Consider the following 23,773-nt stretch of genomic DNA (forward strand, 5'->3'; position numbering starts at 1 on the left):
GGTTGCATCCATGACGGAATACGAATCTGTTATCACGCGGGGCATGACCCCCGTCGCCGAAGAACGCCGCGAGCGCGCCGTGCTCGTCGGCGTGGACCGCCCCGGCTCCACCTGGCCCTTGGCGTCGTCGCTCGCCGAGCTCGAGCGCCTCGTGGACACGGCGGGCGCCGACGTGGTGGCCTCCACCACGCAGAAGCTCGACGCTCCCAACCCGCGCACGTTCGTGGGCACGGGCAAGGCCGACGAGGTGGCCGAGCTCGCGCGCGCCCACGCGGCCGATCTCGTGGTGTTCGACGACGAGCTGACGCCCTCGCAGCAGGCGAACCTCGAGAAGGCGATGGGCCGCGACGTGAAGGTCATCGACCGCACGGCGCTCATCCTCGACATCTTCGCCCTGCACGCCACCAGCAAGGAGGGGCGGCTGCAGGTGCGGCTCGCCCAGAACGAGTACCTGCTGCCGCGCCTGCGCGGCATGTGGGCCCACCTGGCCTCCAACCGCATGGGCGGCGGCGTGGGGTCGCGCTTCGGCGAAGGCGAGAGCCAACTCGAGGTCGACCGCCGCATGGTGCGCAAGCGCATCACGTCCATCAAGCGCGAGCTCAAGCACCTGGCCGAGGTGCGCGCCGTCCAGCGCGAGAGCCGCTACGAGAGCGGCATGTTCAAGGTGGCGCTGGCCGGCTACACGAACGCCGGTAAGTCGAGCCTGCTCAACCGGCTGACGAATGCGGACGTGCTGGCGTACGACAAGCTGTTCGCCACGCTCGACTCGACCACGCGCAAGTTCGAGCTGCCCGAGGGCCGTGAGATCACCATCACCGACACGGTCGGATTCATCCAGAAGCTGCCGACGACGCTCATCGAGGCGTTCAAGTCGACGCTCGACGAGATCACGGGCGCCGACCTCGTGCTGCACGTGGTGGACGCGTCGTCGGACGAGTACGAGGCGCAGATCGCCGCCGTGGAGGACGTGCTCGGCCAGATCCAGGCGCAGGATCTGCTGCGCGTGCTCGTGTTCAACAAGTGCGACCTGCTCGACGAGGAGCATTTCGCGGCCCTCAAGGCGCGCCATCCGCAGGCGCAGTTCGCGTCGGCGGCGACGGGGGAGGGCGTGGGCGCGCTCGTCGACCACATCGCCCGCGTCGCCTCGGCGCAGGACGAGCACCTCGACGTGCTGATCCCCTACAGCCGGGGAGACCTCGTCTCCATCGCGCACGAGCGCTGCCACATCCTCTCGGAGACGCACGAGGAGGCGGGCACGCGCATCGTCATGCTTGCGGGCCCTTCGTACGCCGGGCTGTTCAGGCCGTTCGTGCATGGCGGCGAGTAGGCCGTCCCCCTCGGGAGGGCGGCTGGCGCTCATCGGGTCGATCGCGCTCCTCGTGGCGGTCGACCAGGGCGTCAAGCTCGTCATCGCGCGGTGGGGGATGGGGTACAGCTTCCCCCTCGTCGGCGACGTCCTGCAGTACTATCCGACGGTCAACGAGAAGATGACCTGGGGCGGCAACTTCATCGAGGTGCTCAGCGTGCCGGCGGTGGCCATCGCCCTCAACGTGCTGGCCATCGCGCTGGCGCTCAGCGCGTACGCGTTCTACCGCGCGTCGGTGGAGAAGCCGGGCAAGGCGGCGGCCTTCGTGTTCGCCGTGGGCCTGGCCGGCTGCGTCTGCGGACTCGTCGACCGCGTGTTCTGGGGCGGCAGCCTCGATTTCCTGCAGGTTCCCGGAGCGTTCGTGTTCGACGTGAAGGACTGCTACCTCAGCGTCTCGCTCGCCGTCTTCGTCGCGCTGGCGCTTGCGCACGGCGACGCGTTCGACCTCCGGGCGTACGGCTCGTACCTGGCATCCCGGTTGAGGCGCGACGCCAAATAGAAACGCCCCGTCGCTTCCATCGAGCGGCGGGGCGTTTCGTTCGTTCGGCGTGCGACGTTACAGGCGGCGGAAGACCGCGACCACCTTGCCGGCGATGGCGCAATCGGTGGTGATGATGGGGTCCATCGTGGAGTTCTCCGGCTGCAGGCGGATGTGGTCGCTTTCCTTGAAGAAGCGCTTCACCGTGGCGCCGTCGTCGATGATGGCCACGACGATGTCGCCGTTGTTCGCGACGGGCTGCTCCTTGACCACGACGTAGTCGCCGTCGTTGATGCCCGCTTCGATCATGCTCTCGCCGCGCACCGACAGCAAGAACGACGGGGCGTCGCCCACGATCTCGGTGGGAAGCGACAGGGTGTCGGTGATGTTCTCCTCGGCGAGGATGGGCGAGCCGGCCGCCACGTTGCCCACGAGGGGCACGCTCACGATGTTGCTGAAGCTGGGCGCGACGACGTTGGTGGCCAGCGCAGCGTCCTCGAGCGGATAGGTGAGCGCGATGGAGCGCGACTTGAGCGGGTCGCGCTTGATGAGGCCCTTTTCCTCGAGCGCCTTCAAGTGCACGTGCACGGTGGAGGGGGAGGAGAGGCCGAGGCTCTGGCATACCTCGCGCACGGTCGGGCCGTACCCTTTCTCCCGAATGCACTCCTCGATGCAGTCGAGCACCGCTTGCTGGCGCTTCGTCACTTTCTCGGCCATGGATCGTCCTTTCGTCGCCGCTCTATCTTCTACCGAACAAATGTATGAAATTTCTATTGACATGAACCTTTGTTCGACCTATTATATACGCGAACAAAGGTTCTACGCAAGAGCAGGAGGGCATAAAATGAAGAATTTTGAGATGAAATACCCCGTCGAGGGAACCTCGGCCCTTCAACCGAAGCTCGATTCGGCACCTGCTCGGCAGGCGCGCATTATCGCGTTTCCCGAGCGCGCGGCCCAAACCGGGCGCGGCGCGCATGCGGGGCGCGGCGATGCGTCGTTCGCGTCCGCCGTGCGCGCGGGCACGGCGCAAGGCGTGTCGTTCGGCCGCGTGCAGCGTTGGCAGGCGGTCGTCGGCGGGTGCGTGTTCGCGGCGCTCGCGTTCGCCAGCTTGTTCATGGGGCTGTAGCGCCCGTCGTTCTCCCACGGCCCGCAGCGGCCGTTCCATAACCCACAGATGCTGCGTTTCTGTGGCTGCGTAGCGCCTCCGCCACCCCGGAGGCGCGTCCATTCGGGGGTTTACGCATTCCGCCCGCCGTGGTAGACTCGGCCGAGCAGCAACCGTGCCGTGCCGCCGCATCCGCAGGCGAGCGCGCGCCTCGCGAAGGAGACAAGGAACATGAAGCGATAACGAAAGCCCTCTTTTCACCCCTTGCAGGTATCCATCAGCCGCATCGGGTGCGCTTTCGCCATCGTTCTCGACTCCGCCTCGCGCTTCATCCGCTTTCCCAAGCCGCTTGGCATTCCCTTCATCGGCATCGCTGAACGCTGCACCGAGCCGCCCGTGCGCCTCTCAGACGGAGGTCGCCATGTTCGTTACCGCCCATCATCTTTCCCATACCTACGAAGGTGCCGACGAGCCCGCGCTCGACGACGTCTCGCTCACGTTCTCGAACGGCTGGACGGGCATCGTCGGGCCGAACGGCGCCGGCAAGAGCACGCTCGCGCGCTGCGTGTGCGGCGCGCTCCCGCCCGATCGGGGGTCGGTGTCGCCCCGGACGCGCGGCACGATATGCGAGCAGTCCACCGCGCTGCCCCCTGCGACGCTCGAGGAGTTCGCCTGCGACTACGGCTCGACGGTCGTGAAACTGCGCGCGCTGTTGGAAATCGAGGACGAATGGCTGTGGCGCTACGATTCGCTGTCCCATGGCGAGCGCAAGCGCATCCAGATCGCCTGCGCGCTGGCCGCGGAGCCGCAGGTGCTCGCCCTCGACGAGCCGACGAACCACCTCGACGCGCCCACGCGCGCCCTCGTCGCGCAGGCGCTCGCCTCGTTCAAGGGCGTCGGGCTGCTCGTGTCGCACGATCGCACGCTGCTCGACGGTCTCGTGCAATCGTGCGTGTTCGTCGAGGCGGGACGGGCTGTCGCCATCCCGGGCACCTACACGCAGGCGCGCCGGGAGCTCGACCTGCGCCAGGAGACCGTGCGCACGGAGCGCCGCCAAGCCCGCGAGGAGCTTGCCCGCATCAGGAACGAGAGCGCGCGGCGCGACGGGGTCGCCGCCCGCGCGTCGGCCCGCCGTTCGGCGCGGCACCTCGCCCGGCACGATCGCGACGGGCGGGCGAAGATCAAGCTCGCCGTCTATTCCGGGCAGGACGGCAAGGCGGGCAAGCTCTCGTCGCAGATGGACAAGCGCATCGAGGCCGTCGAGAAGCGCATCGAAGGCCTCGATGCCAAAAAGGAGGCCCGAGGCTCCCTGGAAACGGATGCCGCGCCCGCCGCCCGCAAGGTGCTCGCCCGCCTTCCCGCCGGCAGCATGCCGCTCGGCGCGGGACGCGCGCTGCACCATCCCGAGCTGTACCTGGGAAACGAGGACCGCATCGGGCTCGTGGGCAGGAACGGAGCAGGGAAGTCCACCCTGCTCAGAGCCCTCCTGCGCCGGGTTACGCTGTCGGAGGGCGTCGCGTACCTTCCGCAGGAGGCGGACGACGGCGAGGTGCGCGCGCTGCTCGACGAGCTGCACGGGCTCTCGCCGGTTGAGCGCGGGCGCGTGCTTTCCATCGTGGCGCGGCTCGAATCGCCGCCGTCGCGCGTGCTCGACGGGGAGGATCTGAGCCCGGGAGAGGTGCGCAAGCTCCTGATCGCGCGCAGCCTGCTCTCGTCGCCGCATCTCATCGTCATGGACGAGCCGACGAACCATCTGGATATCCGCTCGATCGAGGCCCTGCAGGACGTGCTCGGCGAATGCGCCTGCGCGCTTGTGCTCGTGTCGCATGACGAGCAGTTCCTCGACGCGCTCGTGAACGAGCGCTGGGTATTCGAGGTCGAACGGGCGAAAGGGGAGGTTGGGCTGGGGGATACGTATGTGCGCGCAGTTCGGTAGGGGCGGCGCGCACGGTTCGTGCAGGTTTTTTGCGCGAATCCGGTATGCCGATTGAACCACTATATATTGTATGTTAGGCTGAACCAAAATCGGCAAAGGAGCAAGTATGCGTTGTCCTTCCTGTGGCAATCCAGAGTCGAAAGTGGTCGACTCGAGGCCTTCCGAAGACGGCACGGCCATTCGCCGGCGCCGCGAATGCCTCGAATGCGGGCGTCGTTTCACCACGTACGAGCGCCTGGGCGACAATCCGCTCATCGTCATCAAAGCCGACGGCTCGTCGGAGGCCTACGATCGCCAAAAGCTCATGCGCGGCCTGCTCAACGCCGCCGCGAAGCGACCCATCGGGCCCGAGCAGATCGCCTCGCTCATCGACAGCATCGAGGCCGAGCTGCGCAACGCCTCGCGCAACGAGATCGGATCGAAGGATCTGGGCGACATGGTGCTCGTGCGCCTCGCCAAGCTCGACGACGTCGCCTACGTGCGCTTCGCGAGCGTGTACAAGGACTTCCGCAACGTCGAGGAGTTCGCCGCCGCATTGGAGGGATTGCGCTAACATGGAGCACGTATCGGTACCTTTGCAGCAGCTCGATGCCGAGCTGCCCGTTCCCGCGTACGCCTACGAGGGCGACGCCGGCGTGGATTTGCGCGCCACCTGCGACGACACGTTGAAGCCCTTCGAGCGCAAGCTCGTCCCGTGCGGCATCGCCGTGGCCATCCCGCGCGGCTACGCCGGCTTCGTGCTGCCGCGCAGCGGGCTGGCCATCAAGCACGGCGTGTCGCTGGTCAACGCACCCGGTCTGATCGACAGCAACTACCGCGGCGAGATCCAGGCCATCCTGGTCAACCTCGATCCGCAGAACTCGTTCGAGATCAAGCGGGGCGACCGCATCGCGCAGCTCGTCATCATGCGCGTGCCCGACGCCTCGTTCGACGTATGCGCGGAGCTGCCGGAGACGGAGCGCGGCGCGGGCGGCTTCGGCAGCAGCGGCGTGAGCCTGTAGGTCGTCGCGCCGTTTCCGCTCACTTAGAGTAACTCTAAGCAAGGACGAAAGGGGACGCCGATGGATGCGAGCGAGCACGGTGAAAGCGCCCGGAGCACGTTGCCGTGCTTCGGCATCAGCGAGGTCGCCGACATGACGGGCATTTCCGCGTTCACCATCCGCTACTACGACAAGTGCGGGTTCTTTCCCGAGCTGGCACGCGATGCGCGCGGCGTGCGCACGTTCTCGCAATCCGACGTGGCACAGCTGTACTTCGTCGACGCGCTGCGGAAAAGCGGCTTGTCCATCGAAGGCATCCAATACTACGTGAAGCTGCAGCGGCGCGGCACGTCGACGCGCGACGAGCGGCTGGCCATCGTACGGGCCCAGGAGACGGTGCTCGAGTACCAGCGCGCGGAACTCGACGAAAGTTTGAAGCGACTGAGCGCCGCAGGTGTGGAATTGTCGACGGATCGGGGTCCTCGATGACCTTCATGGTATAGTACTCGCCAGATCCGGTTGAAAAAGCGCGATTTCCATGACCTAGGACTCGTCCGAAGGCAAGATAGGGCCTTAGAACGGCTCTCAGAGCCTCGTTTATAAAACCCCAGGTCAGAGGCCATGAAATTTCGAGAAACAAGGAAGATGCATGACTGATAGCGAACATAGGCCGCCTGAGCCGCCTCCCGGGCACGATCCCGAGCGTCAAACGGAGCTCAACGGCGCTCCGGTGCCGTCTTCGAACATGAACGACCTACGCGAGCTGAAGAAGTCCCAGACGATGGTCATGGTGGCCAGCATCGCCGGGCCCGTGTCGCTGTTCATCGGCGGCGTTTTGCTCAGCGGCGTCGGGCTCGTCTGCGCCATCGTCGCGTTTCGCAAGCTCAAGAAGCTCATCGCGAAGCACACGGACGTCTCGGTGCTCGCGCAGCGCCTCAAGCGTTCGGCGATCGTCGGCATGGCCGTCTGCGGCGTGGCGTTCGCGCTCAACGCGATCTCGTTCTACCTGATGATGCCCGTCGTGCTCGAGATGATGGAAAGCGGCGACTACACGGGTGCCATGACGGATGTCGGCTCCGGTGCCGCCGGAACGTCCACCTGGGGATAGCAACCGCCGCCAAACCGCATACAACGCCGCAGGATACGCACCGATCCCGCGGCGTTTTCTTGTACCGCATATCCCACGATCAGCCCAAACGCCCCCAGCTCCCTCCCAAATCTCCTATTTATTGATAATATGTCTTATGTAAACCTAAGTAGGAATTCAGGATTTGCTTGACCAGAAGGGCTTGCCGAGCGGTAGGAACTGTTCGTCGAAGTGATTGTTCAAGATATTGGCGCCTGCCCCGTAGAAGCTGAGGAGCGAGATGACCAGCTCGCTGATCGCAGCAAGCGTATGCGTCGTCTCGTGGGCTACCCCAAAAGCACTCAGGGCCAAGCCGGCGAACAGGAAATCGATGGCGAGGAAGATGAAGAACAGCACCTTGGTGGTACGCAGCGCCCCTACGGTCATAAACGCGGTCAAGAGCAGGTATGCGACGAAGGCGACCCCAGTCTGATGCGGATCGAACGTCTCGGCGGCATAGGAGCCGAACATGCCGTTCGTCGTCGCCCATCCGAACGCCATAGCAAGCCAGAACAGCCCGTAAGCGATGAATGCCGTGCCGCCGAACGCGTTGTTCTTCCTCAGATCGATCAGGCCGGCGACGAGCTGGGCGCACCCTCCGAGCAGGATGGCCCATCCCATAAGGGCTGCCGTCCCGTCGGTAAAGCCGAGCTTCTGGGAGCAGGCGACAAGCGTGACGATTGCGAGTCCGAACAGCCCTAAAGCACTCGGGTCGGCCCACGAGCTTCGTTGTTCCATCTTCATCTCCCCCATGCTTGCAGCTCCTTTCGATTAATTCCTATTAAAACAGTAAATTTTGAGCAATGATACCGGCTCGCAAGCAACAAAGCGCGCCGATGGTTCCTCGACCACCGAACGTATCGGTATTGTCGGTGATCGCCCTCGCTGCGCTTCGACGATGAGTGCGATAATAATCATATGCAGCTCGGCTTGCTTCGACGAGGATCAGGAGCGCGTTAGTGATCGAAGAGAAGGCCGTGTTCGCGATGTTCGTGGTTTTCGATGCCGTGCTGGTGGGTTTCGGCATCATCGTATCGTTCAATCTCGTCCTGTTTCCCGTGCCGTGTACGGTGTTTGCATCGCCGTTTTTCTTGTTTTGCATGCAGGTGCGAACAGGATCATGGTGCTTCGGGATCGAAGGATTCCCGTGTGGACCATGCAGGTAAAAGCCGAACTCATCGAACGTATGAGGAAAGAATTCAAAGACGTGGTTAAAGACGTGGGACTTGCGAATGTCGAGCAGGTACGTCTCGTCAAAGAAGAATCGAGTACGATGTGCCGCTTGAATCCGTTGGCATCATAGCCGGAGCCGCGGCAACGCTGTCGGTCGCCCTCGTGCTGGCGGTGCATCTGGTCTGGCTCGCTGGCGAGCATTGGGGGCCCTTGCCGGCGAGCCAGCTTCGCTTGTTCATCGACGATCTGTCGAGACTTCTCGTCGAGGAGGCAGGGAAGCCCTCCCCTCGGCGATCGATGCGCCGCCGCTCCCTGCGCGCGCATCGATCTTAGAGTAACTCTAATGCTTGACTCCAACACTACTGCGCAGTACTATGTACTGGTAGTTGGTGATACTTACTAGCAAGGCGGTGGGCGGCGTGGAGCACTTGACGGAGATGCTGAAGGGCGTGCTGGAAGGGTGCGTGCTGGAGATCGTCGGCCGGCAGGAGACGTACGGCTACGAGATCACGCGCCGGCTGAACGAGCTGGGCTTCTCCGACGTGGTGGAGGGCACCGTGTACACCATCCTCGTGCGGCTCGAGAAGAACGGGCTGGTGGACAGCGAGAAGAAGCCGTCCACGATGGGGCCGCCGCGCAAGTTCTACACGCTGAACGATGCCGGGCGCGACGAGCTGGCGCGCTTCTGGACCAAGTGGGAGTTCGTCGCGTCGAAGATCAACGAATTGAAGGAGCTCTGACATGGGAAACCTGTCGCACTATATCAACCCCGCGCAGATCGTCAAGGACAAGCGCGAGTACCGGGCGATGGTGGCGCGCGTGAACGCGCTGCCCGAGGACTACCGCTACGCTTACAACAAGATCCAGCAGTACATGTGGAAGTTCGCAGCCGGCGGCGGCCTGGACATGGTAGCGCTGCAGGCGGACCTCCTCGAGCTGTTCGAGGAGGGCGCGTACGCGGGCAAGGGCGTGCTCGACATCACCGGCGAGGACGTCGCGGCGTTCAGCGACGAGCTGCTGGCGAACGCGACCACGTACACCTCGAAATGGCGCACCGACCTCAACGAGGACATCAGGAAGAAGCTGGGATCGAAGCGGCGCGATTCGGAAAACTGACACGCTCGGTTATCCGTTTGCCAACGAGCCCCTGACGGTCGGGGCCCGCGCTGCGTCGGGGACCCCCGCGCCGTTAGGATGGTCGCGAGGTGATTATATGAGCATACTGACGTATCAAGATTGGCGCGATACTTGCAACACCGAGCACATGTTGTTGCAGATGATGGGCAAAGTGAAGCTGGAGTCGATGGACCCGCAGCCCGAGTGGAAGCAGGTGGTGCTCGACGCGGACGCGGACGGGTTCACGACCGGGCTCATACCGGCGGGCGCCGACGGGTTCGAGATCAGGCTGAGCATCGCGGATGCGGAAATGAGGGCCGAGACCACGGCGGGCGATCGCGCGCGCTTCCCCATCAGGGGACGCGCTTCGGTGAGCGAGCTGTACGGTCGTTTCACGGCGATGCTCGAGAACGTCGGCCATCCCGTGGCCATCAACCCCATTCCGCAGGAGATGTACACCGACGTGCCGTTCGACCGGCAGGACAGCGCGCACGAATTCGACGAGAAGGCGGCCCAGCGCTCCTTCCGCCAGTTCCTGTTCGCGCGCGGCGCCCTGAGCGGGTTCGCGGCGCCCTTCCGCGGCAAGAAGATCCCGCCGTCGCTGTTCTGGGGCACGTTCGACCTGACGACGGTGCTGTTCTCGGGCAAGCCGTGCCCCTTCGAGCGCACCGCCTCCCTCGTGGAGCGGGTCGCCTTCGACGAGCAGTTCGTGGAGTGCGGGTTCTGGCCGGGCGACGACGCGGTGAACGACCCGTCGTTCTTCGTGCTGGCCTACCCCTTCCTCGAGGAAGGCTCGTCGGACGACGCGGACGTGCGGGAGGCCTTCTACGATGCCCAGAACGCGGAGTACTTCCTGCGGCTCGAGGACGCGCTGCGCTACGACGACCCCGAGGCCGCAGTCCGGCGCTTCTGCTCCTCCGCGTTCGACAGCATCATGCGGCGCCAAGGCTGGGAGCGTCGCGACTGGTTCACCGAACCGCTGCTGAACGCCTAGCCCTTCCCCACCGCCCCTTCCGCGCACGAGTCGCGCACCTGCCGCCCGCTTAGAGTTACTCTAAGCGGGCGGTTGAGGATGGACGATAGGCGTCCGAGGCAGTATGCTGGTACGATGCAAACCAGGAAGGGGAAACGATGAGATCCATCAAGACGATCATGGCGGCCTGCCTCGCCGCGGCCGTGCTGAGCTTCGGCGCGCTGTCGCTCGTCGGCTGCGGCCCGAGCGCGGAAGAGGTGGTGCGCCAGGGGGTCGCCGACGAGCTGGAGCGCCTGAAAACGCACGATGCGGCGCTGCTCGACGAGCTGGCTGCCGACAGCGGCGCCGACCAGCTGGCCGCGTACGGCATCGACGCGCAGACGTTCATCGCCGCCTATCTCGACGGTTTCGACTACCGCATCGACGAGGTGACGGTCGAGGGCGACGACGCCACGGCCACGGTCGTGCTCACCTGCAAGAAGTTCGACGCGTTCACGCAGGCGCTCACGGAGGCCACGACGGCCCTCGCCGAGGACGAGGAGACGGCCGCGCTCGACGGCGACGAGCTCAACGCGAAGATCGGCCAGGTGGTGCTCGAGGTGCTGGCCGGGGTGGAGCCGACCGAGTCGAACCCGGTGAAGCTGCCGTTCACGCGCACCGACAACGTGTGGAGCCCCGCGCCCGGCGCGGAGCAGGCGTTGTCCACCGCCCTGTTCGCCGGGTGACGGCGGACGGCCGGATCGGTTACGAACGGGATACCGATCGGTAACCGATCCGGCGTTGCACGACGCTCAACCGGGGGAACTGGTATCGTACGCATCACAGGACGATACCGCAGACTCGTTGCAAGGAGGAAACATGGGGTATGTGGTCTCCCTGCTATGCTTCATCGGCGTGCTCGGGTGCGTTTCGCTCGTCAGACGCCTCGCATAACGGGATGTTCATGAGAAGGGCCGGCTTCCGTCGGCCCTTCGTCGTGTCCGGGTCCGTGAGGGACCCTTCCTCCCTTCAATATTTGCTTGACACGCCGCGCGCGGCGCTTTTTCGGTCATGCTTCGCCTACTGTTTCCCAACGGGCCGGAAGCGTCGGGCCGCGCGGTCCGCATGCGCTGCGCCCGACGCGCTACGATGCCCGGAAAAGGAGGCTCGCATGGAGCGGAAGAAGAAGGTGCTCGTCGCGTTCGGCACGCGGCCGGAGGCGGTGAAGATGGCGCCGGTGCTGCGGGCGCTGGAAGCGGACGGGGCGTTCGAGACGGACGTGCTCGCGACGGCCCAGCATCGCGAGATGCTCGACCAGGCAGCAGACGTGTTCGGCCTGCGCATCGACCACGACCTGGACCTCATGCGCGACCGCCAGACCCTCGACGGGCTCACGGCGCGCATCCTGACCGCGGCGACCCCCGTGTTGGAACGCTCGGCGCCCGACGCGGTGCTCGTGCACGGCGACACGACCACCGCCTTCGCGCTGGCGCTCGCGTCGTTCTACCGGCAGATCCCCGTGGGCCACGTGGAGGCGGGCCTGCGCTCGGGGAACCGCTACTCCCCTTTTCCCGAGGAGATGAACCGTCGCCTAATCTCGCAGCTCGCCACCTGGCATTACGCGCCCACCGCGGGAAACCGCGCGAACCTCCTGGTGGAAGGCGTCGACCCGGCTGACGTCTGGGTCACCGGCAACACGGTGATCGACGCGCTGCTCGACACGGTGGATCCGGCGTACCGGTTCGCGAACGAGGAGCTGGCTGCCGTGGACTTCGAGGGCAGGCGCGTCATCGGCCTCACCTGCCATCGCCGCGAGAACCTCGGAGCGCCGATGGAGCGCATGTTCGCGGCCGTGCGCGACACGGTGGACGCGCATCCCGACGTGGAGGCGGTGTACCCCGTGCACCGCAATCCCGCCGTGCAGGCCGTCGCGTCGCGCGTGCTGGGCGGGCATCCCCGCATCCGCCTCGTCGACCCGCTCGACTACGCCGACTTCGGCAACTTCATGGCGCGCTGCTCGTTCATGCTGACGGACTCGGGCGGCGTGCAGGAGGAGGCGCCGGCCCTCGACGTGCCCGTGCTCGTACTGCGCGACGACACCGAGCGCCCCGAGGCGCTCGAGGCGGGCTGCGCCGCCCTGGCGGGCACGACCTACGCCGGCGTGCGCGGCTCGTGCGAGGCATTGCTGGACGATCCGGCGCTCCACGCGCGCATGGCGGCCGCGCCCGATCCCTACGGCGACGGGCGCGCCGCCGCACGCATCCGCGCAGCCCTCGCCGAAGCGCTCGGCTAGGCGAAGCGCGAGACCGCCAGGCCCATCTCGCGGGCGACGTCGTCCACCGACCGGTCCAGATGCAGCGCGTAGGCCAGCGCCATGCCCGCCTGGGGCAGCTCCACCTGGGTCGCGTCCAGGAGCGCCGACGCCTCGCCCGGCTGCGGCGCGTGCGGCGACCCTTCGCCGCGCAGCGCGCCGTCGAACCCTTCGACCAGGTCGGCCGTGCTGGAGTACAGGAAGAACACGGGGCCTCCCAGCACGAGCGCCAGCTCGGCGCGCTCGCCGACCGGCAGGTCGTCGTCCACTGCGACGATCCACCCCTTGCCGGCGTCCACGAGGGGCAGCGCCGCGAACCGCTCGGCCGCGCCGAGCGGGAGCCTTTCCATGAGCGCGGGCAGCACGAGGAAGGGCGAGGCGTGGACGAACATCGACTGCTGCTGCAGCGCGTACGCCTGCGTGAGGTGCCGTTCCTCCACGAGCCCCTGCGCGAGCAGCTCCTCGCCCAGCCGCACGCCGCGGTCGCGCGCGGAGCCCACGGCGTCCTCGAGATGCCCCGGCTCGACGAAGCCCTGCTCGAGCAGCGCGTCGCCGAGGAGCCGCCGGTAGCGTTCGAGCACCGAGGCGGGAAGGAACTCGTGATCGGTCTTGTTCCACGCGGGGCCGCCCTGCGCGTCCTCCTCGCCCGCCTCCTCCGCGTCGCCCCGGTGCTCGACGACGGGCGCGGCGGCCGCCTTGGCCTCGCGCCCGCGCAGCAGGACGTAGGCGATCTTCTGGCGCCACGCGCGAAACGTCGCGCACAGGTTGATGAGGTTGCCCCACAGGAGCCTGAGCGGGAACAGCGGCGGGAGCAGGATGGAGAACGCCATCGTCTTCCACCCGTACACGTTCACGAGCGCGCGCCCGCGCAGCACCTGGCGCTCCACCATCATGAACAGCAGGAACACGCACATCCACCACGAGAAGCTGAACAGCGGGTACATGACGGGCAGCCCGAGGCCGGGCGCGAGCGTCTGCACGAGGAAGTACGCGAGCACGGCGTAGCCGGGCAGCAGCACGAAGTTCGCGAACTTGGCCTTGAGGTCCTTGTACAGGAAGGTGCGCTCGGCGAACGTGAGCGCGCTTTTGCCGAACACGTCGCCCATGTTCGCGCTCTGCATGGTGATGCCGTACACCCAGCGCGCCTTCTGGCGCACGGCCGCCTTAAACGTGGACGGGAACAGCGAGCGCGTGGCGATGTAGTCCCACACGGTGCGCCCTCGCGCGTCGACGCGCGGCACCTTCTCCAGCACGTAGTGGACGCGGAAGCCCCGCATGCGCAGGGTGAGCGACAGCTTGTAGTCCTCGGTCAGGCTGTTGCGCGGCAGCAGGTCCTTGCCGTCGAACTCGTCGATGACGCGGCGCCCGATGGCGAAGCCCGTGCCGGCCGACGGCACGAAGCCCAGCTCGTCGCGCATGACCATGGTGCGGAAGTGGTGCTCGGCGAACTCGTCGGCGTACGTGGACGAGGTGAGCGTCTTGAAGAACTGCCGCAGCCGGGGCATGCGCTGCAGGGGGAACACGGGGAACTGCAGGGCGTCGTACTCGTCGATCAGGTAGTTCGTCATCTTGAACTCGTTGGGGTGCACCACGTCCTCGGCGTCGTGGATGGTGACGCTCGCGAAGCGCACGTCGTGCTCGCGCTCGTAGGCGCGGATGGCGCGCAGCGTGGCGTTGATGTTGTCGGCCTTCGACGTGGGGCCCGGCTCGTCGCCCACCACCGCCACGACGGTGCCGCCGTGGCGCGCCTCGAGCGCGCGGGCCACGGCCACCGTGGCGGCGTCGTTGGGGTACACGCCCAGGAACACCCGGTAGAGCGAGCGCGGGTACTGCGCGGAGGCCACGAGGTTGTCCACCACCTCCCCGATCACGGCGTCCTCGTGCCAGGCGGCGATGACGACGGCCAGCATCTTCGGCGGCTTCTCGTTGATGAGCGACAGTTTCACGCGCTTCTTGCCGATGCCGCGAAACAGCGCGAAGACGTCCCACAGCAGGTCGTCGGCGCCGAACACGATGAACGCGAGCGCCACGAAGAAGCCGATCCAGTAGACGACCTGCGCATCCATGCCCGCTCCTCTCTTCGTTCCCTGCGTTTCCCGCTGGATTGCCCGCCCGAAAACGCCGCCGTTGCAGTTCGTCCCCGATCGTCGCCCGCGCATCCGCCCGCAGGCGGGCGCGCGCTACGATGCCGTGAGGTATCCTCGAGGAAGGAGCAGGTCATGGCCGGTAGGAAAGGCGCAATCGCGTTCGGTCTCGTGTATATTCCGGTGGAGCTGTTCACGGCGACGCAGGACGACGCCGTGCGGTTCAACCAACTTGCAAAAGATAGCATGAAGCGGGTGCGCTACGTGAAGACGTGCCCCGACTGTAAACGAGAACTTGAACCTGCCGACATCGTGAAAGGCTACCAGTACGAGAAGGGCAAGTACGTGGTGGTGGACGATGCCGAGCTCGACGCCATCAAGACCGACGCCGACCGCGCGATGAAGATCGTGCAGTTCTCCGACATCGACGAGGTGCCGCCCCTCTACTTCGAGAAGCCCTACCAGGTGGTGGCCCAGCCCGGCGGCGAGAAGGCGCTCGAGCTGCTGCGCCGCGCCATGGTGGACGAGGGGAAGATCGCCATCGGCACGACGGTGCTGGGGAACTCCGAGACGCCCATCGCGCTCATCCCCCACGACGACGACCTCGTCATGATGACGCTGCACTACCAAAGCGAGGTCAAGGACATCCCGAAGACGCTCGCCCACCCCGACGTTGCCGACGAGGAGCTGGCCATGGCGAAGCAGCTGGTGGAGAGCATGACCGCGCCGTTCGACCCGGGCCGCTTCCGCAACACGTACCAGGAGAAGCTCATGCAGCTCATCCAGGACAAGATCGCGGGCAAGGAGGTCGTGGCCGAGAGCCACGAGGCGCAGCCCGCGAACATCATCAACCTCATGGACGCCCTGTCGGCCAGCCTCAAGGCCCGCGAGGGCGCGGGCGCGGGCGAGGAGCCGAAGGAGCCGCCGGCGAAGAAGCCCGCGCGCAAGCGGGCGTCGGCCTAGGCGCCCGCTTGCGCCAGCTCGCTCAGCGGCTCGAACGAGCGCGAGCGGGCGGACACCCAGATGCGGTCGACGTGGCCGTCCTCGAACGTGCGCTCGAAGCGCAGCCGACGCGGCGAGAGCGCCAGCCCGAGGGCCGTCGCGGCGACGGGCAGGAGGTTCACGAGGGCGAACAGCGGCGGGCCGTCCAGACCGTAGGCGTAGTCGAAGGCGGCCACGGGAAGCAGCGCCACGGCGCCGAACAGCACGTAGCCGGCGAACCCGTAGAGGATCCCCTGGCGCAGCCCCACGGCGGGAAGCGCGGCGACCATGGCCGCGAGCATGCCGACGAGGGCGATGCCGGATACGGCGGGGGTGGGAGCGGGAGCGGACGCCATCACCACTTCGGCAGCCACGAGGGCGCCGGCGATCGCTTCGGACACGAGAAGGCAGCGCAAGAGCAGCATGCCGCGCCGCGGCGCGGGCTTGCCCGCCACCACGCGCACCCCGACGAGGCGGCCGTAGGGACCGCCGGCGCGCACGCCCCATCTTTCCACCCAGCGGGAGAGCGCGCTCCCGCCGACCAGGACGAGCGCGACGATCGCCACGGCAATCCATTCCACAGCATATGCTCCGCCCATGTCAACCGCCTCCTCGAAGGATCGGCTCCGCATGGCGCCAGTATAGCATGCGGAGCCGCGGCGAGGGCTACTCCGAACCGGACGGCGGCGGCTCGGGCCACGCCTTCTTCACGACCTGGACCGAGGCCACGCCCACCGCGATGCCGATGACGGCTCCCACGAGGATGTCGGAGGGGTAGTGCACGTACAGGTAGATGCGCGAGAGCGCGATGAGGCACGCCACGGCGACGGCCGACACCTTGAGCGCCAGCACCGCCCTGCCCTTGCCGGGCAGGCAGCACAGCGCCGCCGCGGCGGCGAACGACACCATCGAGTGGTTCGAGGGGAACGAGTCGCCCGACGGCGGCGGGATGAGCAGCCCTGCGAACTCGTAGGCGACGAACGGCCGCGCGCGGCCGAACAGGGGCTTCAGCACGAACATGCCGAGGGCGGCCGTGACGACGACGGCCGCGAGCACGGCGATGCCGTAGCGGCGGTGCCGCGGCTGCGCGATGAGCACGGCGGCCGCGATCAGCCACACGAGGGCGAGGTCGCCCAGGTGCGTGGCCAGCAGCATGACCTGGTCGAGCAACGGCGTGCGCAGGTGCTCCTGGATGGCGTCGAGGATGGCGATGTCCACGCAGCCGCCTCTACGGCCGCTTCGCGCCCGGCGCCAGCCGCGCGAGCAGCCCCGTGCAGCCGGCGATCACGTCGTCGTACGTGGCGTCGAAGTCGCCCGTGTACCACGGATCGGCCACGTCGCGGTCGGAGTCGGCGAACTCCAGCAGCTTGAAGCAGCGGCTCTCGGCCTCGCGCCCCAGCTGGCGGCGCATGTCGCGCATGTTCGCCTCGTCCATGCCCACGAACAGGTCCCACTCCTCGGCGTCGGCGCGGCGCAGGCGCCGGGCGGTCTTGCCCGAGCAGTCGATGCCCTGCGCTTCCAGCACGGCGCGCGTGCCGGGGTGCACGGGGCTGCCGATCTCGTCGTCGTGCGTGGCGGCCGACGCGATGGCGAAGCCGTCGGCCAGGCCCCGGCGCGCCACGAGGTCCTTCATGACGAACTCGGCCATCGTGGAGCGGCAGATGTTGCCGTGGCACACGAACAGGATGCGGTACGGCGCGCTCATCGGCCCTTCCCTTCTTCCGGCTCGAGCACCTCGAGGTAGCGCTCGTACAGCTCGGGCATCGCGCGCTTCAGGCTGACGGGCTTGAAGGTGGCGGCGTCCACGAGGCAGTGGGTGCTGCGGCCCGTGCAGCACGGCTTCTCCTTGTCGAGGTCCTGGCCCTCGCGGAACACCTCGTAGGCGTACACGGTCTTCACCGGGCGCGACTCCACGATGCGCGTGCGCACGATGGCCGTGTCGCCGTAGCGCAGCGGCGCGCCGTAGTCGCATTCGAAGTGCGTGACGGGCGACATATAGCCCGCCTGCTCGATGTGGTCGTAGGGCAACCCGATGGCCTCGAGGAACCGCGTGCGCGCGTCCTCGAAGTACAGCAGGTAGTTGGCATGATAGACGACGCCCATCATGTCCGTCTCGGCATAGCGTATGGTGATTGGCGTGCAAACCCGCATGGTTCGGCTGTCCGTCCTTTGCAATCGGCTACAATGGTCGTATGAGGAATATCGTAACGTATATGGCCGAAGAGCAGCGCACCTTCGCGGAATCACCGTTTAACCCCGTGGACTCCCTCGTGTTCGCGACGCTCGCGTACTTCAACTACGAGGTGGCGCCCGGCATCGACCTCGCGTCGAGCGCGGGCGCCCTGCTGCACGACGTGGTGATGCTGTCCGACTGGGAGGCGCTCACCGCGCACAGCTGGATGGAGGACGCGAAGGACACCGAGGCGTTCCTGCACGTCCTGTCGGCAAGCCGCCGCATGCGCGACGTGCGCGCCTCGTTCTACGCCAACGAGCGCTCCGACGCGGTGGAGAAGCAGTTCTCCGCGGTCACGCTCACCTTCCCCGACGCCGACGGCCGGACGGCCTACCTCGCGTTCCGCGGCACCGACGGCAGCTTCGCCGGCTGGAAGGAGGACTTCAACCTCTGCTTCAAGGAAGTGATCCCCTCCCAGTGCACGGCTGCGGCCTACCTGTCGGGCGTGGCGTCGGCCCTGTCCTGCCCGCTCGTCGTGGGCGGCCACTCCAAGGGCGGCAACCTGGCCGAATACGCGGCGCTCGTGGCCGACGACCGCTCCTTCGAGCGCCTGCGCGGCGTGTTCAACCACGACGGCCCCTCGTTTCTCGACGACCCGTCGCCGCGCATCGACGACGAGCGGTTCTGCCGCCTGCTGCACAAGACCGTGCCCGAGTCGTCGGCGTTCGGCATGATCCTCGAGCGCCGCGCCGACTACCGCGTGGTGCGGTCCTCGGCCATGTCGGTGTTCCAGCACGAGCCGTTCACCTGGCAGACCGAAGGCGACGACTTCGTGTACCAGGAGGCCCTCAACCCCTCGGCCGTGTTCTTCGACGAAGCGCTCGACGCGTGGCTGCGCAGCAAGGCTCCCGACGAGCGCGAGCGGTTCATCGACACCATATACGACCTGTTCGCCGCCACCGAGGCGGGCACGTGGAGCGAGTTCCAGGAGAAGCTGTTCGCGAACACGCGGCGCATGCTGGGCGCGCGCTCGAAGCTGGACGCCGAGACGAAGAGCTTCATCTGGCAGACGCTCGGCTCGCTGGGCGGCATCCTGAAGGCCGAGACGGTCAAGCGGTTCAAGCCCGCCCCGCCCACCTGGCTGCCGCGCCGCCGCGAGACGTACGACCCCGAGAAAGGAACCGAAGCATGAGCGCACCCGTTGCGTACGGAAGACTGACCCCCCGCCTGGCCATGCAGCTGGCGGCGCCGCACACCTGGCCGGCCGCCATCCTGCCCGTGCTCGCGGCCGTCGCGGCCGCGGCCGTCACCGCGCCGGCGGTGTCGGTGACCATGGCGTGCGTGCTGCTGGTCATCTGCGTGCTCATGCAGGCGGCCGTCAACACGTTCAACGACTACTACGACTACGTGAAGGGCGCCGACTCGGCCGACGACAACGTCGATCCCACCGACGCCGTGCTCGTGTACAACAACGTGAACCCGCGCGCGGCGCTCGCGCTGGCGATCGGGTTCCTCGCGGCGGCGTTCCTCCTGGGCGCGTACGTGATCTGGGTCGCCGGATGGATCCCGCTCGCGCTCGGCGTGGCGGGGGCCGTCATCGTGGTGCTGTACTCGGCGGGCAAGACGCCCATCTCGTACCTGCCCATCGGCGAGCTCGTCAGCGGGTTCGTGATGGGCGGCCTCATCCCGCTGGCAAGCTATCAGGCGCTCACGGGCGTCTTCGACCTCCGCGCGCTCTTGTGGGCCGTGCCCACCATCCTCGGCGTGGGCCTCATCATGTTCACGAACAACACGTGCGACGTGGAGAAGGACGCTGAGTCGGGCCGCCGCACGCTGTCGGTGCTGCTGGGGCGCGAGCGGGCGCGGGCGCTCTACCACGGCGTCGTGTACGCGTGGGTGGTCGCCATCGTCGCGCTCGTGGCCGTGTTCTTCACGAACGGGCTCGTGGTGATGCCGTTCATGCTGCTGGCCTCCTATCCCCTGCTCAAGGCGCTGCTGGGCAACCCGCTGGCTCCGGCGGCCCGCATCGGCGCCATGGCGCAGGTGTGCAGCGTGAACATCGCGCTCGGCGCGTTCTACGCGGCGGCCATCCTGGCGAGCGCCGTCACGCTGACGGTGTAGGCGAAAGGGGGGCTGATTTCCGTGGAAGGAACCGTCATCGCCGCCATCGCGGCCTCCGGCGTCTCGCTCGTCGCGTTCGCGCTGCTCGCAACCATGTTCTGGCGGGGGCGCTGGCTCGTGCTGCTGGCGGGTTCCGCCGCCGCGGACCCCGAGCGCGACGAGGCCTGCCGCGCGCTCGGCAGGCGCATGGCCGCAGTGCTCATGGCGGCGGGCACGCTCATGGCCACGCTCGTCGTGTTCCTGGCCGGCGAGCTCGCCCGCAGCGCCGGCGTCGTCTCGGCCGCGTCGATGGCGAACAACGTGGCGTTCGTGGCGCTCGTCGTGGTCTTGATCTGGTTCTTCATCGTGCAGCGCCCGAACGACGAGCACGGCTCGCCGAAGGGCGGCGCCGCCCCGCGCCGGTCGAGCCTCGACCACCTGCACGCCGCCACCATCGTCTTCGTCGTGGCCGTGCTGGCCGTGGTGGGCGCGGTGGGAGCGGTGGCGGCGGGGTTGTAGCGCCGAAGCCGCGCGGCCCTACCCCTCGAACCTCACGACGAGGCGTCCGTCTTCGTAGCGGGCCCCTGCCACGGCGCGGCCGCGGGCCTCTTCCGGCAGCGGGATGCGGCGGCGCTGGTTCTTGAGGGCGACGACGAGCGCGTCGCCGTCCTGGCGCAGGTCGAGGTCGCGCTTGTCGAAGAACGGCACCGCGAGGGACAGCTCGAGCGCGCCGTCGACCTGCGCCAGGCTCGCCGTCTCGGCGCGTGCGAGCACGAGCGCGGGATCCAGGCCGTCGTAGAGCTCGTCGGCCGCCGCGCGCAGGCCGTCGAGGCCGCGCAGCTCGCCGTGGCGGAGCATGAGGCGCAGCACGGGCACGCCCGCGAAGCCCTCCTCGATCTCCTGCATCGAGGCGCGCTGCAGCTCGGTCCAGCGCTCGAAGTAGCCGGCCAACGCCTCGTCTGGGTACAGCCGGTTCGCCACGACCGCGTCCACGTTGTAGCCGTACAGGTGCAGCCATGCGAAGGCGCGCTTCGCCTCCTGCACCACGATGCGCTCGGCCGTGGTGACCACGCGCAGGCTGACGCGGTCGGCGTCCACGAGCAGCGCGCGCAGGCCCTCCAGCTTGTCCACGAGCGCCGACGCCTCGTCGAACAGCGCGTCGTCGGGCATCGGCATCTTCATGAAGCCCTCCAGGACGGGACGCCCCAGCTTGAGCGCCTTGCGCTTGAGGGGCAGCGCGTCCTCGATGAACGAGCCGAGGTGCTCGGGGTACTTGAGCAGCGACAGCGTCTCGCCCGTGGGCGCGCAGTCCACGACGAGCACGTCGTAGGCGCCCGCGCGCTCGATGTCGAGCAGGGCCAGCAGCGCGAACAGCTCCTCGAGCCCCGGGAACACGAGCAGCTCGTCGGCCTCGATGCCGGCGTCGGCATGGCTCGTCATGAGCGTGCGCAGGTAGCCCTGCAAGCCGCCCCACACGGCGCGGCCGGCTATCACCGGGTCGATCTCGAGCGCCCATAGGTTCTCGGCCACGGGCGTCGCCGCGCTGCCGATGGGCAGGTCGAACGCGTCGCCCAGGCTGTGCGCGACGTCGGTGCTGGCGACGAGCACGCGCTGCCCGCGCTCGGCCAGATGAAGGGCCGTGGCGGCGGCCACGCAGGTCTTGCCCACGCCGCCCTTGCCGGTGTACAGGATGATCCTCATGATGCGCGTCTCCGCTTCTACTCGATGACGATGGAGCGCAGGCCGCGCTCCCGCTGCTTCGGTTCCGGTTGCGCCGTGCGCTCTTCCCGCGACGGCGCATGCGGCGCGCTCGCACCCTCCAGCATGCCGAGGGCCGCCGCGGCGCAGGCCCGCACGGCGCACGCCGCCGCCTGGCGCGCCTCCGGCGGCACGAGCAGGGCGAGGGCTTCCGCCTCGAGCCGCTTGGCTTCCAGCATCTTGGCCGCGAACTCAGCGTTCATATCGTTCTCCTTCCTCGAAGGCGACGCGCAGCGCGCCGTCCTCCAGCCGCGCGCCCGCCACCTCGAAGCCCGCCAGCGCGTTCGGCAGCGGGATGCAGCGGGTCATGGCGCCGACGCGCACGACGAGGTCGCTTCCGGCCTGGTACAGCTCGAGCGCGCCCTTGTCCGCCAGCGGCAGCGCCAGCTCGAGCGTCCAGCCGTCGCCCGCCTTCTCGTAACGCTCGTGCTCGAGGGGCGGCGCGGCGGCGAACACGCCCTCGTCGGGCAGCTCGCCGGCCAGCTGCGCCACCCCGTCCATCCCGCAGATGTCGATGCCGTGCCAGGGGACGCGCGCGGTCGGCACGTCGGCGAACACCCGGGAGAGCTCGTCCATGCAGCGCGCCTGGACGTCGGCCCATTCGGCGAAGAAGCCCCGCGCCGCCTCGGCGGGCAGCACCCGGTTCACCACGAGGCCGTCCACGCGGTAGCCGAACAGGTTGAGGTAGAGGTAGTTGCGCTTCGTCTCCTCGACGACCATCTTCTCGGGCAGCGTCACGATGCGCACGGCGGTGCGCTCGCCGTCCTTCAAGAGCGTCTGCAGGTCGATGAGCCGCGCGTAGAGCCGCTCGATGTCCGACATGGCGTGCTTGTCGGGAAGCTCCACCTTGAGCACCTTCTTGGACAGCGGCGACAGCACGCGCAGCGCCACCTTGCCGAGCGGCAGCCACTTCTCGACGTACCAGCCCAGAAGCTCGGGGAACTTGAGCAGGGCCAGCGTCTCGCCCGTGGGCGCGCAGTCCACGACGATGGTGTCCCAGCGGCCGCTCTCGGCGTAGTCGAGCAGCTTGAGCAGGGCGAACAGGCCGTCGAAGCCCGGCATGGCGGGCAACTCGCCGCCGTCGCCACCGCGCTGCATGCTGGTGGCCATCGAGGTGACGGATCGCACGAGGTCGCCGTACTCCCCCTCCATGATGAGGTCGGCGTCGAGCTCCACCGCGTCGAGGTTGTCGGCCACGCGCACCTCCTCGGGCCCCACGCGCCGCGCCAGCACGTCGCTCACGCTGTGCGCCGCGTCCGTGCTGGCCAGCAGCGTGCGCTCGCCGCGCGCGGCCGCCTTCCAGGCGCTCGCGGCCGCGACGCTCGTCTTGCCGACCCCGCCCTTCCCCGTGAATATCCGAATCTGCGTCATCGTGCGTCCTATCTTCTTCAATCGAATTATTCCATGCTCGAACTATTGGTGCGAAAAAACGCGGCGTTGCCGCCGCCGTGCCCCGTGCGTCCCGCGTCGGCGGGATCGACGTTGTCCCGTGCGCCCCGCGCTCCTCCGCGCCCGGAGGGCGCGTGCGCCTACTCGATCGCGATGCGCTTCATGCCCGCCTTCGCGCTTCCGCGCCGCTCCCCTTCCCCGGCCCCGCGCTCGAGCAGCGCGGGCAGCCGCTTGACCACCTTGAGCAGCACGAGCCGCTCCTCGTCCGACAGGCCCTCGAACAGCGCTCCGACGAGCGAGCCGATCGTGCCCATGACCTCGGCCATCTGCCGCGCGCCCTCGTCGGTGATGCGCACCACCATCACGCGCTTGTCCTGGACGCTGCGCCAGCGCTGCACGAGGCCGCGCTTCTCCAGCCGGTTCGCGATGCCCGTGGCCGTGTTCAGCGGCACGCCCACGTACTCGGCGATGCGCGACATGGTGGTCTCGCCGGCGCGGTAGACGTGCACGAGCGCCAGCAGCTCGTTCTTGGAGCAGTCCATGAGCATCCCCTGCCACCGATCGGAGGAGAAGGCGTCCTTGCCCGCGTCGAGGAACTCCCAATAGAACTCCTCGGTCGGGAGGTTCGTCGCGCGCTCGTTCGCCATGGATTGCTTCCTTTCTCGAAGTAAATTGATTCTGCCACCGAATTATTCCGTTGTCAAGCTCGCGAGCCCGATGAGCCGACGAGCCCGACGAGCCG

Annotated in this window: 29 protein-coding genes; 18 read left to right on the forward strand and 11 right to left on the reverse strand. The window is 67.6% G+C overall.

Features of this window, described 5'->3' with window-relative positions:
- Window positions 1–10: 10 nt before the first annotated feature.
- Window positions 11–1,327 (forward strand): GTPase HflX, encoded by a 1,317-nt coding sequence (gene hflX / locus H8S61_RS01650; protein ID WP_186937723.1) that lies wholly within the window; start codon window positions 11–13, stop codon window positions 1,325–1,327.
- Window positions 1,314–1,865, forward strand: coding sequence for a signal peptidase II (locus H8S61_RS01655; RefSeq protein WP_186937724.1), 552 nt, complete (start codon window positions 1,314–1,316; stop codon window positions 1,863–1,865). The genes hflX and H8S61_RS01655 overlap by 14 nt, the downstream gene beginning before the upstream one ends.
- Window positions 1,866–1,922: 57 nt before the next feature.
- Here the strand turns inward: H8S61_RS01655 and lexA are convergent, their stop codons facing one another.
- Entirely contained in the window at window positions 1,923–2,561 is a 639-nt protein-coding gene (gene lexA / locus H8S61_RS01660; protein WP_160941565.1) for a transcriptional repressor LexA, read from the reverse strand.
- Between the two features lie 142 nt (window positions 2,562–2,703).
- Between lexA and H8S61_RS01665 the strand changes: the two genes are divergently transcribed.
- The 6 genes from H8S61_RS01665 (at window position 2,704) to H8S61_RS01690 (ending at window position 6,976) form a co-directional block, all read left to right on the forward strand.
- A complete protein-coding gene (locus tag H8S61_RS01665; RefSeq protein ID WP_244977711.1) occupies window positions 2,704–2,973 on the forward strand; it encodes a hypothetical protein in 270 nt (89 codons plus the stop codon).
- 400 nt (window positions 2,974–3,373) lie between these two features.
- A complete protein-coding gene (locus H8S61_RS01670; protein ID WP_186937725.1) occupies window positions 3,374–4,888 on the forward strand; it encodes an ATP-binding cassette domain-containing protein in 1,515 nt (504 codons plus the stop codon).
- 106 nt (window positions 4,889–4,994) lie between these two features.
- Window positions 4,995–5,441 (forward strand): transcriptional regulator NrdR, encoded by a 447-nt coding sequence (gene nrdR / locus H8S61_RS01675; protein WP_009307018.1) that lies wholly within the window; start codon window positions 4,995–4,997, stop codon window positions 5,439–5,441.
- Window position 5,442: 1 nt separating this feature from the next.
- Window positions 5,443–5,889: a dUTP diphosphatase gene (dut, locus tag H8S61_RS01680; protein WP_186937726.1), complete on the forward strand. Its 447-nt coding sequence runs from the start codon at window positions 5,443–5,445 to the stop codon at window positions 5,887–5,889.
- Between the two features lie 60 nt (window positions 5,890–5,949).
- Window positions 5,950–6,357: a MerR family transcriptional regulator gene (locus H8S61_RS01685; RefSeq protein ID WP_186937727.1), complete on the forward strand. Its 408-nt coding sequence runs from the start codon at window positions 5,950–5,952 to the stop codon at window positions 6,355–6,357.
- Between the two features lie 160 nt (window positions 6,358–6,517).
- Window positions 6,518–6,976 (forward strand): hypothetical protein, encoded by a 459-nt coding sequence (locus H8S61_RS01690; RefSeq protein WP_235904739.1) that lies wholly within the window; start codon window positions 6,518–6,520, stop codon window positions 6,974–6,976.
- A 156-nt stretch (window positions 6,977–7,132) separates the two neighbouring features.
- Here the strand turns inward: H8S61_RS01690 and H8S61_RS01695 are convergent, their stop codons facing one another.
- Window positions 7,133–7,747 carry an acetate uptake transporter gene (locus tag H8S61_RS01695; protein ID WP_186937728.1) on the reverse strand — a complete coding sequence of 205 codons (615 nt, stop codon included), beginning with the start codon at window positions 7,745–7,747 and terminating at the stop codon, window positions 7,133–7,135.
- Between the two features lie 43 nt (window positions 7,748–7,790).
- Here H8S61_RS01695 and H8S61_RS01700 point away from each other — a divergent pair, with 43 nt between their 5' ends.
- The 6 genes from H8S61_RS01700 (at window position 7,791) to wecB (ending at window position 12,528) form a co-directional block, all read left to right on the forward strand.
- The gene (locus H8S61_RS01700; protein ID WP_186937729.1) at window positions 7,791–8,297 is read left to right on the forward strand and encodes a hypothetical protein; all 507 of its coding nucleotides are present in this window, start codon (window positions 7,791–7,793) and stop codon (window positions 8,295–8,297) included.
- A gap of 289 nt (window positions 8,298–8,586) precedes the next feature.
- Window positions 8,587–8,907 carry a PadR family transcriptional regulator gene (locus H8S61_RS01705; protein WP_366457647.1) on the forward strand — a complete coding sequence of 107 codons (321 nt, stop codon included), beginning with the start codon at window positions 8,587–8,589 and terminating at the stop codon, window positions 8,905–8,907.
- Between the two features lies 1 nt (window position 8,908).
- Window positions 8,909–9,283 carry a DUF1048 domain-containing protein gene (locus H8S61_RS01710; RefSeq protein ID WP_186937730.1) on the forward strand — a complete coding sequence of 125 codons (375 nt, stop codon included), beginning with the start codon at window positions 8,909–8,911 and terminating at the stop codon, window positions 9,281–9,283.
- Between the two features lie 97 nt (window positions 9,284–9,380).
- Window positions 9,381–10,277 carry a DUF5996 family protein gene (locus H8S61_RS01715; protein WP_186937731.1) on the forward strand — a complete coding sequence of 299 codons (897 nt, stop codon included), beginning with the start codon at window positions 9,381–9,383 and terminating at the stop codon, window positions 10,275–10,277.
- A 137-nt stretch (window positions 10,278–10,414) separates the two neighbouring features.
- Window positions 10,415–10,981, forward strand: coding sequence for a hypothetical protein (locus tag H8S61_RS01720; RefSeq protein WP_186937732.1), 567 nt, complete (start codon window positions 10,415–10,417; stop codon window positions 10,979–10,981).
- Between the two features lie 425 nt (window positions 10,982–11,406).
- The gene (gene wecB / locus H8S61_RS01725) at window positions 11,407–12,528 is read left to right on the forward strand and encodes a non-hydrolyzing UDP-N-acetylglucosamine 2-epimerase (protein ID WP_186937733.1); all 1,122 of its coding nucleotides are present in this window, start codon (window positions 11,407–11,409) and stop codon (window positions 12,526–12,528) included.
- Here wecB and H8S61_RS01730 read toward each other — a convergent pair.
- Complete coding sequence (locus H8S61_RS01730) at window positions 12,525–14,612, reverse strand: phage adsorption protein NrfB (protein ID WP_186937734.1); 2,088 nt, start codon at window positions 14,610–14,612, stop codon at window positions 12,525–12,527. The two genes, wecB and H8S61_RS01730, sit on opposite strands and share 4 nt — an antisense overlap.
- A gap of 153 nt (window positions 14,613–14,765) precedes the next feature.
- Here H8S61_RS01730 and ku point away from each other — a divergent pair, with 153 nt between their 5' ends.
- Window positions 14,766–15,593 carry a non-homologous end joining protein Ku gene (ku, locus tag H8S61_RS01735; protein ID WP_186937735.1) on the forward strand — a complete coding sequence of 276 codons (828 nt, stop codon included), beginning with the start codon at window positions 14,766–14,768 and terminating at the stop codon, window positions 15,591–15,593.
- On the opposite strand, the gene H8S61_RS01740 is transcribed toward ku, so the two are convergent.
- The 4 genes from H8S61_RS01740 to H8S61_RS01755 all read right to left on the reverse strand — a co-directional run bounded on the left by H8S61_RS01740 (window position 15,590) and on the right by H8S61_RS01755 (window position 17,762).
- Window positions 15,590–16,210 carry a hypothetical protein gene (locus H8S61_RS01740; RefSeq protein ID WP_186937736.1) on the reverse strand — a complete coding sequence of 207 codons (621 nt, stop codon included), beginning with the start codon at window positions 16,208–16,210 and terminating at the stop codon, window positions 15,590–15,592. The genes ku and H8S61_RS01740 overlap by 4 nt on opposite strands.
- A gap of 67 nt (window positions 16,211–16,277) precedes the next feature.
- On the reverse strand, window positions 16,278–16,829 hold the full coding sequence (locus H8S61_RS01745; RefSeq protein WP_186937737.1) for a phosphatase PAP2 family protein: 552 nt from the start codon (window positions 16,827–16,829) through the stop codon (window positions 16,278–16,280).
- Between the two features lie 10 nt (window positions 16,830–16,839).
- Window positions 16,840–17,316 (reverse strand): low molecular weight protein-tyrosine-phosphatase, encoded by a 477-nt coding sequence (locus H8S61_RS01750; protein ID WP_160941537.1) that lies wholly within the window; start codon window positions 17,314–17,316, stop codon window positions 16,840–16,842.
- Window positions 17,313–17,762, reverse strand: coding sequence for an acyl-CoA thioesterase (locus H8S61_RS01755; RefSeq protein ID WP_186937738.1), 450 nt, complete (start codon window positions 17,760–17,762; stop codon window positions 17,313–17,315). The genes H8S61_RS01750 and H8S61_RS01755 overlap by 4 nt, the downstream gene beginning before the upstream one ends.
- Before the next feature lie 41 nt (window positions 17,763–17,803).
- Here H8S61_RS01755 and H8S61_RS01760 point away from each other — a divergent pair, with 41 nt between their 5' ends.
- From H8S61_RS01760 to H8S61_RS01770, 3 genes are read left to right on the forward strand one after another with little or no spacing between them, the layout of a single operon-like run.
- On the forward strand, window positions 17,804–18,976 hold the full coding sequence (locus H8S61_RS01760; RefSeq protein WP_160941535.1) for an Mbeg1-like protein: 1,173 nt from the start codon (window positions 17,804–17,806) through the stop codon (window positions 18,974–18,976).
- Entirely contained in the window at window positions 18,973–19,905 is a 933-nt protein-coding gene (locus H8S61_RS01765) for a prenyltransferase (RefSeq protein ID WP_160941534.1), read from the forward strand. The genes H8S61_RS01760 and H8S61_RS01765 overlap by 4 nt, the downstream gene beginning before the upstream one ends.
- A gap of 21 nt (window positions 19,906–19,926) precedes the next feature.
- The gene (locus tag H8S61_RS01770) at window positions 19,927–20,403 is read left to right on the forward strand and encodes a hypothetical protein (RefSeq protein ID WP_186937739.1); all 477 of its coding nucleotides are present in this window, start codon (window positions 19,927–19,929) and stop codon (window positions 20,401–20,403) included.
- 18 nt (window positions 20,404–20,421) lie between these two features.
- Here the strand turns inward: H8S61_RS01770 and H8S61_RS01775 are convergent, their stop codons facing one another.
- From H8S61_RS01775 to H8S61_RS01790, 4 genes are all read right to left on the reverse strand, one after another.
- Window positions 20,422–21,585, reverse strand: a complete 1,164-nt coding sequence (locus tag H8S61_RS01775; protein ID WP_186937740.1) for an ArsA family ATPase — start codon at window positions 21,583–21,585, stop codon at window positions 20,422–20,424.
- A gap of 17 nt (window positions 21,586–21,602) precedes the next feature.
- Entirely contained in the window at window positions 21,603–21,845 is a 243-nt protein-coding gene (locus H8S61_RS01780; protein ID WP_186937741.1) for a hypothetical protein, read from the reverse strand.
- Window positions 21,835–23,013 carry an ArsA family ATPase gene (locus H8S61_RS01785; protein ID WP_186937742.1) on the reverse strand — a complete coding sequence of 393 codons (1,179 nt, stop codon included), beginning with the start codon at window positions 23,011–23,013 and terminating at the stop codon, window positions 21,835–21,837. The genes H8S61_RS01780 and H8S61_RS01785 overlap by 11 nt, the downstream gene beginning before the upstream one ends.
- Before the next feature lie 158 nt (window positions 23,014–23,171).
- Window positions 23,172–23,678: a MarR family winged helix-turn-helix transcriptional regulator gene (locus H8S61_RS01790; protein ID WP_186937743.1), complete on the reverse strand. Its 507-nt coding sequence runs from the start codon at window positions 23,676–23,678 to the stop codon at window positions 23,172–23,174.
- Window positions 23,679–23,773 lie beyond the last annotated feature (95 nt).

This window comes from Eggerthella hominis, assembly GCF_014287365.1.
Classification (GTDB): domain Bacteria; phylum Actinomycetota; class Coriobacteriia; order Coriobacteriales; family Eggerthellaceae; genus Eggerthella; species Eggerthella guodeyinii.